Genomic DNA, 5454 nt, shown 5'->3' with positions numbered 1-5454 from the left:
CTCAGCCCGAACGGAGCTTGGTGGCAATGAACCGAACCCTTGGCTCCGTTCTTGTAGAACTCCGTTCACCCTGAGCTTGTCGAAGGGTACGTGCAGCTCGGCGCTGGCTTTGACAAGCTCAGCCCGAACGGAGCTTGGTGGCAATGAACCGAACCCTTGGCTCCGTTCTTGTAGAACTCCGTTCGCCCTGAGCTTGTCGAAGGGTGCGTGCAGCCCGGCGCTGGCTTCGACAGGCTCAGCCCGAACGAAGGAGGTGGTGTGGCGCTACTGCGCCACACCCGTCACCCAGGCCTTGCGGATCAACGCACCGCAATCGGCCGAGTCATTGCCGCCGCCGGCCATGTCTTGCCGGGCCACGACGCCGTACCAGGTCTTGCTCCCGTCTACCCATGGGTAGAAGCCGAAGGCACCCGCGCTGCTGAACGCACCGTCGCTGCGGGTGGCGTCGTCTTCCACCCAGTGGCCGATGGAATAGTTCCAGTTGAGGCCGTTGCCGATGGGGGTGCTGATTGCCGTGGCGCAGGTGGCCGGGTTGGTGCACACCTTGGTGCTGCCCAGCAGAGCGCCCAGGTGCAACTGGTTGTTCAGCAGCTTGCGCAAGAAACGCGCGTAGTCGTTGGCGGTGGTGCGCACGCCGCCAGCGGGCTGGGGCTGCGAAAAACTGAGGTTGATGTCGCTGCCCAGCAGGCGGCGCAGCTCGGCGGCGAGGGCCGCGCTGTCCATCGCGCCGAGGTTCATGCCGCCGGCCAGGCTGGCGTGCTTCTGCATGTGGCCGCCGTTGTAGAAAAACCGGCCGACATGCGCAGGTGTCGGCACGTCGTTGTCGCCACGCGCCACACAGGAGGCGACGGTGTCGGACGCGAAGCAATCGCCGATCGCCGCAAAGCTGGTGTAGCCGCTGGTGAAGGTGAGGAACTGGGTGTCTTCGGCGGTGAGCATGCCGCTGCGGCGCTCGGCCACGTAGGCGCCGTAAAGCCACTTCGAGGCCGAGGCGATCTGCATCAACGTGTCGGCGGTATAGGTGGTCGCGTTGCCGGCCTGGTTAACCGAAGCACTGGCCAGGCGCTGGCTGCGGTCGCCGATCTCCCAATAGAAGGGGCGGATGGCGGTGCAGGCGGCGTTGTTCTGCGCGGTGCTGGTGGCGGCGCTGCTGCGGGTGGCGGTGTCGGGGCCGGCCGAGGGCGGCGGGCTGTCGCCCGAGTTGCCACCGCAGGCGGTGAGGCACAGCGCGCTCAACGCGATCAGCAAATACGGTGGGGGTGTGATCTTCATGGTGCTCCCTGAGGTGGTGTGTTGTTGTGTTGGATTTGTAGCAAACACGACCGCCGGGATTGTTTCGCGTTCGCAAACTTGGGTATCCGATTGACGGATTCATTCCTGTTCAGTAGATTTCACATCCAATATGGTGGAATCAACAGAACTCGACGTGAACGGCCGCATCGCCCAGCGCGTGCGTGAGCTGCGCCAGGCACAGGGGTGGACGCTGGAGCAGCTGTCCGAGCGCTGCGGGGTGAGCCGCTCCATGATCTCGGTGGTGGAGCGTGGCGAAAGCAGCCCCACCGCGAGCCTGCTCGACAAGCTCGCGGCAGGCCTCGGTGTCAACCTGAGTTCACTTTTCGAGGCGCCGCAGGCCAGTGCGGCCTCGCCCCTGGCGCGCCGCGAGGCGCAGCCCGAATGGCGCGACCCGGCTTCGGGCTACCTGCGGCGCAACCTCTCGCCACCCGGGTTTGAGTCGCCGATCCAGATGGTGGAGGTGAGCTTCCCGCCTGGCGGGCACGTGACCTACGACAACGCCTTGCGGGCCGAGGTGCACCAGCAGGTGTGGGTGATCGAAGGGGTGATCGAGGTGAGCGTCGGGCCGCACACCCACCGCCTGGCCGAGGGAGATTGCCTCGCCATGCGGCTCGATGCGCCCACGGCCTACCGCAACCCCACCCGCAAACGAGCGCGTTATGTGGTGGTGCTCACGCAGCCACTGGCGCGTCACATGAGGGCCATGCCATGACATCGCGCATTTCCATCCAGCGTCTCGAAACGCTGGTCGCACCCGATCAGCTGCAGCAGCTCGGTGAGGTGCTGGTCGACTGCGTCGAGGGCGGCGCCTCGGTCAACTTCATGGAAGGCTTGTCGATGGCGCGTGCGCTGGCCTTTTGGCAGCAGGTCGCGCAGCAGGTGCATCAGGGCGAACGTGCGCTGCTGGTGGCGCAAGACGAATCGGGCCACATTGTCGGCACGGTGCAGCTCGCCTTGAGCCAGCCCGACAACCAGCCGCATCGCGCCGATGTGAACAAGCTGCTGGTGCACCGCCGCGCCCGCCAGCGCGGGGTGGGCGAAGCCTTGATGCGCGCCGCTGAAGACCTGGCCCGCGCACAAGGCAAGACCTTGCTGGTGCTCGACACCGCGAGCGATGCCGCCGAGCGCCTCTACCTGCGCACCGGTTGGCTGATGTGCGGCCACATCCCGGGTTTCGCCTTGATGCCCGATGGTTCACTCACCGGCACCACCATCCTCTACAAACCCCTGACGACTGAGTTGACGATCAGCGCCCCAGGGCCCTGACGCTGCCGCACTCGGCCCCCAGCCAGCGGCCGCTCTGGTCGACGTTCACCCGCTCCGGCTGCCCCACCACCACGGTGTTGACCACCGCCTGGCTGGTGTAGGCCCTGGGGCTCTGAAAGTTGACCACCGCCTCGCCGCTGGCCGGGGGTGTGGTGGTGCAACTGAACTTCACCTTCATCGAGTTGCCGTTGCGCTCCAGCACCTGCTGCGCGCAGTCGCCCGCCTGCTGCGGGATCTCGCCGCGTTCGGCGTCTTCCTTGCTGATGCAGGCCTTGACGGTGCTGTTGCCGTCACCCAGGCGCACACCTTGCGTGGCCATCATCTCTTCGACCTCCTTGCGTTGCGCAGCTGGCATCTGGCTGATGAGGATCTGGGCCTGCTTCATCGCCGCTTCGGCCTTGCCGCTCTGGCTCTTGAGCGCGATGTTGATTTCCCACAGGCCAGGTTCGATCTTCGGGCCGGTGGGGGCGGCCGGCGTTTGTGCATGGGCGGCTTGCAGGCAGCAGGCCGCGAGAACGAATGTCAGGGTCTTCAAGTCACATACCTCCGTGATCACAAAGGGGCGAGTATGCAGAGTCAGAGTGCCCTTTCTTGGCGCGGTTCCAATTGGAAACATCGGGTCGCAGGGCCATGTGTGATCGGCCAGAATGCGCGGCATTGCAATCGGTGAGGTGATGGATGCTCCAGCGCGTGTGGCGGTGCCTGACGATGGGCTTGATCTGCGCCGGCGCGTGTGGTGCGGCCAGGGCTGCCGAGCCCGCATCCACCGAGCCCTGCGTCGAGCGTGTGGCCGATGGCGCATCGGCCCCGGCGCCGCGCCTGGCGCGCCTGCAGTACCGCTGTCTCACCCTGACAAAAGGCCAGCGCGTGCTGGTCGGCGAGGCGGGCCTCAAGCACCCGCGCACCGTGATGCTGGTGCATGGCCTGGGCAACAACGCGCACCGCGATTGGGAGACGGTGGTCTCGGCCTTGGCGGTCGACTTCCACGTGGTGGCGCTCGACCTGCCGGGTTTCGGCGCCTCGCCGGGCGCGCCCGAGGGCTATTCGTTCCCTGCGCTGGGGCGGGTGCTGGCCGAGGTGGTGCAGCAGACCGCGCCGGGCCAGCGTGTGCATGTGGTGGGTCACTCGCTGGGCGGCGCGGTGAGTCTCTATTTCGCCCATGCCCATGCCGACCAGGTCGATCGCCTGGTGCTGGTCGACGCCGCAGGCATCTTGCTCAAGATGGTGTTCGCGCAGCACATCGCCAGCCTGCGCACGCGGCAAGTGGGCATTGCGCCGCTGGACAACCTGCTCAAGGGCCTGAGCGAGCGGGTCAACAGCGTGCGGCGCCTGGTGTTCAACGACCTCGACAACCGTTTCGACTTCAGCCGCTGGCTCGCGCAAAACCCGGGCGTGCGCAACACGCTGCTCGGCCGCTACACCCAGGTCGAAGCGGGCCTGGGCCTGGTGGAGCACGACTTCACCGCCGCCATCCGCGAGACCGCAGCGCCGACCACGGTGATCTGGGGCAGCGACGACCCGGTGGCGCCGCTGCGCACCGGCAAGCTGCTGGCCGAGCGCATGCCCGATGCGCGCTTGAAGGTGATCGACGGCGCGGGCCACACGCCCATGATGGAGAGCCCCAACACCTTCAAGCGCCTGCTGCAAGAGGCACTCAGCGCACCGCTGGCGCCCAAGCCGGCAGCCGACACCACCGAGCCCTCGCAAGGCCACGTGGTCTGCCTGAACAAGGCCGACCAGCGCTACAGCGGCCGCTACGACAGCATCACACTCGAGAACTGCGCCGACGCGCGCATCGAAGGCGCGCGGCTGAAGCAGCTCACGTTGAAGTTGTCGTCGGTGACGCTGGAAAACAGTGTGATCGAGAGCAGCGACGTGGCACTCTCGGCGCAGCGCAGCGAAGTCACCGCCACTGCCGTGCGCTTGAGCGGTCGCGTGGCCATCAGCGCCGACGACAGCCGCCTCGACCTCGCCGGCGCGAGCCTTCAGGCCAGCGAGCGCAACGTGGAGATGCCCACACCGAGCCGGCTGTATTTTTCGGTGAGCGACCTGCACGGCAGCGACTACAACGGCGACGCCCACCTGCTCTGGCACACACGGCCCGCCGCGAAGTAGCGGCTTTGTGCGCTGGCGTTGCCACCACAGCGCCTTGTCAGCAAATGGGCAAAGCTGTTACCGCTTGCTGCGGCGTGTCACGTCGGCGACGAGCGTGGGCGCCCGGTGATGGCTGCTTGAGTGCCCGGTGGGAGCGGCACAACTGGCAACAGATGAAGTGAGCTGGCGGCTCAACCCTTCGCGCACCAGGCCGACAAGCAGGCATGGGGCCGATTTCAAGCTCACAGGACGACTGCATGTACAGGGAAAACTTCCCGCCCGCCACGCTGTTGCCGGTGCCCCGGGCGCTGGAGATATCCACCCTCGACCACGGGCTCCGAAGCAACGATTCAGATTTCGGCGCGCTCAACGCGGTGGCACCGCGCGTGCGCGCTGGCGCATCGGTCATCGCTCACAGCCTGCCGTTTCGCGTGAGGGTGGTGTGTGACGAAAGCCAGCTGCTGCGTGTGCAGGCCCTGCGCCAGTTGGCCTACGGCCGCCACCTGCCCGAGCAGGCCGCTTCGTTCGGCAGCGCCGACCCGCTCGACCGGCTGGACGACACCACGATTTTTTTTGCCGAAGACAAGGCCAGCGGCCGGGTGGTGGGCTCGGCGCGGGTGCAGAGCAACCGCCTGGCGCCGCTGCAGATCGAGCGCAGCGTCGAGCTGCCCGCAGCGCGGCGCGGCCAGCTGCTGGCCGAGATCACACGCCTGTGCGTGATGCCGGGCTACGACCAGCCGGTGCGGCTGGCGCTGGTGAAGGCCAGCCACCTCTTTTGCATCGCCACGCAGATCGGGGGCG

Annotated in this window: 5 protein-coding genes and 1 pseudogene; 4 read left to right on the top strand and 2 right to left on the bottom strand. The window is 66.9% G+C overall.

Annotation, left to right across the window (positions count from 1 at the left end; translation table 11 throughout):
• Nucleotides 1–264 precede the first annotated feature (264 nt).
• Nucleotides 265–1272: a hypothetical protein gene (locus RMO40_RS14145; protein ID WP_309722395.1), complete on the bottom strand. Its 1008-nt coding sequence runs from the start codon at nt 1270–1272 to the stop codon at nt 265–267.
• Nucleotides 1273–1402: 130 nt separating this feature from the next.
• Between RMO40_RS14145 and RMO40_RS14140 the strand changes: the two genes are divergently transcribed.
• A complete protein-coding gene (locus RMO40_RS14140) occupies nt 1403–2005 on the top strand; it encodes an XRE family transcriptional regulator (RefSeq protein ID WP_309722393.1) in 603 nt (200 codons plus the stop codon).
• Entirely contained in the window at nt 2002–2559 is a 558-nt protein-coding gene (locus RMO40_RS14135) for a GNAT family N-acetyltransferase (protein WP_309722390.1), read from the top strand. Before RMO40_RS14140 ends, RMO40_RS14135 begins: the two co-directional genes overlap by 4 nt.
• Here RMO40_RS14135 and RMO40_RS14130 read toward each other — a convergent pair.
• On the bottom strand, nt 2540–3094 hold the full coding sequence (locus RMO40_RS14130) for a DUF3617 family protein (RefSeq protein ID WP_309722386.1): 555 nt from the start codon (nt 3092–3094) through the stop codon (nt 2540–2542). The two genes, RMO40_RS14135 and RMO40_RS14130, sit on opposite strands and share 20 nt — an antisense overlap.
• A gap of 173 nt (nt 3095–3267) precedes the next feature.
• Between RMO40_RS14130 and RMO40_RS14125 the strand changes: the two genes are divergently transcribed.
• Both RMO40_RS14125 and RMO40_RS14120 read left to right on the top strand, forming a co-directional pair.
• Nucleotides 3268–4674 (top strand): alpha/beta fold hydrolase, encoded by a 1407-nt coding sequence (locus RMO40_RS14125; RefSeq protein WP_309722383.1) that lies wholly within the window; start codon nt 3268–3270, stop codon nt 4672–4674.
• Between the two features lie 236 nt (nt 4675–4910).
• Nucleotides 4911–5454 (top strand): annotated as a pseudogene (locus RMO40_RS14120) (hypothetical protein); the annotation flags it as partial.

Source organism: Rhizobacter sp. (assembly GCF_031412075.1).
Classification (GTDB): domain Bacteria; phylum Pseudomonadota; class Gammaproteobacteria; order Burkholderiales; family Burkholderiaceae_C; genus Rhizobacter.
This window is presented reverse-complemented; position numbering and strand designations above follow the sequence as displayed.